This window comes from Caballeronia sp. LZ024 (assembly GCF_031451455.1).
GTDB classification, from domain to species: domain Bacteria; phylum Pseudomonadota; class Gammaproteobacteria; order Burkholderiales; family Burkholderiaceae; genus Caballeronia; species Caballeronia telluris.
Window position 1 is genome coordinate 1 of the sequence record NZ_JARUXL010000021.1, and the last position, 2860, is coordinate 2860.

Genomic DNA, 2860 nt, shown 5'->3' on the forward strand with positions numbered 1-2860 from the left:
TGAGCAAACCGGTGTCGCTCGAGGCACTGTACGAACAAATCGAAACAGTTGACCCGTTCAACGGCTCGCAAAAAGCTGGAAGCACAGGTGAATCATGATCGTGTTCGCATCCATGTCACGCGACCTTTCACACGACCCCTTGTGATGAGCGCGTCGTACTTGTCAACAGTGCATTTTTCCCCTTGCTGCGACTTGCCCTTGGACTGGCGCGATGCAATGACCGCTTTCGAGATGTGATCAGTCGTCTTAGCGGCTCGGCGCAATCCCGGTCGAAAGGCAGGTGTTGGCCGATCGGGTGCGTTCGCCAGCGGCCGATTATTTGCACTCCAGTTCGCCGGACATGCATTCGGCTGAGTGACCGTTCAGAGGAAGATCTCTGACCGGGTTGGGTCGGCAACGCTCAGTGCGACTTAATCTTGTCATCAGCGATGGCCTTCGCAAGTTCGTCGGCAAGAGCCGCTTGGACCGACGCATGCTTTTCTCGCACGGCCTCGGCGTCCTTCGTAAGTTCGGGAAGTTCATGGACCAGAGATGCGATCTCTGCATCCCGTGCGGCGGCCAACTCCGCCAGATTCTCAGGCCGCAATGCGCGTTCGAGGAGTCCTGCGTCAATGCCGAAATGCTTGCTGATAGCGTCGCAAGCATGTACGAGCGCGAACCACACTTGCTTTTCCTCGTCCAAGCCTTTGCTCTTAGGGCAGAAATAGCCGGCGTACAAAACGTCGCCGACTATCTCCGTTGCCGCCCAGTCTATGAGATCCTCTTTGAAAGCTCGCGTTTCGGTGCTGGCTGATGCAAACATGCGCAGCGCGTCCGCCTTCGATACCTCTCGCGAATAGATCTCGACGCGGCCACCGCCGGCCACAGCGTCGACCCAAACCAGGGCGCTACCGGGGTTCGACACGTTTGCCCCTCTCGTCGGGATCAGAAAAGTTCCTTCTGGGCGAGCGCAAGGCCTATCGCTTCGTTCTGTTCCGCCGTCAAGTTTCTAGCTTCGACGCGCTCTCGTCGATGAAAAATCATCGTTCCGTAGACGTCTGCCAACATCCTTTCTCTTGGCCAGACAGCGAAGTCATCCGTCGCCGCCTGCCGCGATCGCCAGTAGTTGATGGCGTTTTCAATATCAGTGATCGAGTACTCGTTCATGCTGCTAGCTGCCGTTGCCCTGTCAGGTGCCGATGATATTCCTCTTCGTCGCGTCTTGTCGCCGAGGCGGCGACGAACGCATCGTATTCTTCGGTGCGTTCGCTGCTCGTGCGTGGGCAACGGCTGTCCCTTGACGCTCGGGAGGCCGCGAGCGTTGGGCGGGCACCGGTGCTAGTGCTTTACTTCGTCTTCCAACTCGATGGCCAGATCCGCGGTCAACGCCGCCTGCACGGCTACGTGCCTTTCCCGAAATGCTTCGGCGCCGACCATGACCTCGGGATGCTGCTTGAAAACGCGGCTACTTCCGCGTCTCTCGCAGAGGTAAGCGCGGCTATGTTCGCGGGTTCTAACGCGAGCTCCAGCGTTTCGACTTCGATGCCGAAATGCTCGCTGATAGCAGCGACTGCATGCGAAATTGGAAATGCCACATCCACGTGGGCGTCTCTATCGCCGTCAACGAAAAAATAGCCGGCGCAAAGCAGGTCGCCTTTGACCTCGGCTGCGAGACGCGAGGCAAGATCGTCCTCGATTGCTCGCCGGTCGTTGCTCGCGGAGTCGAACATCCGCAGCGCCTCCTTCCTTTGTCGCTTCGCGCGAGTAAATTTCAACGCGACCATCTGCGGCGCGTTCTAGCTCGACATAGACAGTTGCACCATCAAGTGCGGACATATGTTTTTCCCTTTCGACGTTGGTGATTGAGTACCCCCTCATGCTGCTTTTCGGGTCTTGAGTAGATGTTTCAGTTGTTCACGGGTAAGGGCTGGATTCATTGCCTTCTCCAACACGATCTGCATTGAAAAGCGCCTCCACCTTGGCCCTATGCCGGGAGTCGACGAAGCGCTCATAGACTCACACGTATTGAGCGGCCGTCGCCTTCGACACGCGCAGGGTTCAGTTCGGCATATTTATAAAAGAAAGTTGCACCTCCTTTCCGCTCGGCTACCGTCAAGCTCGAACCCTCAGACCTCGCATTTTCGATACAGGCATTGACGACTATCTCCTTAAGATCCACTAAGGCTTTGCCGGCGACGAAAACATCGACTGGCGGCTTCAACATGATTTTGCTTTCTCCTTTTTAATCGGCTTCTGTTCGCGAGAACAGGGCAGGTGGCTGGCAACGGGCCTTCTAATGCAGAGGGCCGCGGATCAGCGCCATTTCCCGCTTGAATTCGTCCGGGGGGTTCTCTCTTATGTCGTCCATGGCTTCCACGAAGGCATCGTAGAAGTCTGCAAGCTCGGGATAGTTATCTTGCAGCCGCGCCATGCCGCGTTCGCGCTCGTCGATCAACGCTGCGACATTGCCCGGATGAAGCGCTGCGCGCACTTCATCGGGCGAGAAGCCGAAATACTTCTCCGCCGCATCGATTGCGTGCTCCCGGGCGAAAGCGACCGTCCCGTGAGGGCCACGAAGCCCCGGGGTCGAGTAGCCCAACAGCAAGACATCGCATTGAGTCTCGGTCGCAAGCAACGTTGCGACGTCCTCTTTGATCAATCGGGGGTCGCTGCTGGCCTTCGCGAACATTTGGAGCGCGTCGGCCTCCGTGACTTCCTTGCTCAGAAGCTCGACGCATCCGCCGTAGACATCAATCTCTAATTGGACGTAGATGGTCGTACCGTATGCGTCGCGCGAGGGCCGTCGAGAATTCTTTGGACAAGCGTCTGAGAATGCGGCAGGCTAAGCCTGCCGCAGGCAGAAGGGATCAACCCGATGAAG

5 protein-coding genes are annotated in these 2860 nt (G+C 57.4%); all 5 read right to left on the bottom strand.

Annotation, left to right across the window (positions count from 1 at the left end; all coding sequences use genetic code 11):
- Nucleotides 1-400: 400 nt before the first annotated feature.
- Nucleotides 401-904 (bottom strand): hypothetical protein, encoded by a 504-nt coding sequence (locus QCE48_RS31425; protein WP_309788725.1) that lies wholly within the window; start codon nt 902-904, stop codon nt 401-403.
- A 20-nt stretch (nt 905-924) separates the two neighbouring features.
- Complete coding sequence (locus QCE48_RS31430) at nt 925-1146, bottom strand: DUF3717 domain-containing protein (protein WP_309788724.1); 222 nt, start codon at nt 1144-1146, stop codon at nt 925-927.
- Between the two features lie 233 nt (nt 1147-1379).
- Nucleotides 1380-1763: a hypothetical protein gene (locus tag QCE48_RS31435; protein WP_309788723.1), complete on the bottom strand. Its 384-nt coding sequence runs from the start codon at nt 1761-1763 to the stop codon at nt 1380-1382.
- A gap of 224 nt (nt 1764-1987) precedes the next feature.
- On the bottom strand, nt 1988-2203 hold the full coding sequence (locus QCE48_RS31440; RefSeq protein WP_309788721.1) for a hypothetical protein: 216 nt from the start codon (nt 2201-2203) through the stop codon (nt 1988-1990).
- A gap of 69 nt (nt 2204-2272) precedes the next feature.
- Complete coding sequence (locus tag QCE48_RS31445) at nt 2273-2668, bottom strand: hypothetical protein (RefSeq protein WP_309788719.1); 396 nt, start codon at nt 2666-2668, stop codon at nt 2273-2275.
- Nucleotides 2669-2860: the final 192 nt, after the last annotated feature.

Coding starts and splice junctions, on each gene's coding strand:
- QCE48_RS31430 (WP_309788724.1), bottom strand. CDS start 1,146: ATGAACGAGTACTCGATCACTGATATTGAAAACGCCATCAACTACTGG.
- QCE48_RS31435 (WP_309788723.1), bottom strand. CDS start 1,763: ATGGTCGCGTTGAAATTTACTCGCGCGAAGCGACAAAGGAAGGAGGCG.
- QCE48_RS31440 (WP_309788721.1), bottom strand. CDS start 2,203: ATGTTGAAGCCGCCAGTCGATGTTTTCGTCGCCGGCAAAGCCTTAGTG.
- QCE48_RS31445 (WP_309788719.1), bottom strand. CDS start 2,668: ATGTTCGCGAAGGCCAGCAGCGACCCCCGATTGATCAAAGAGGACGTC.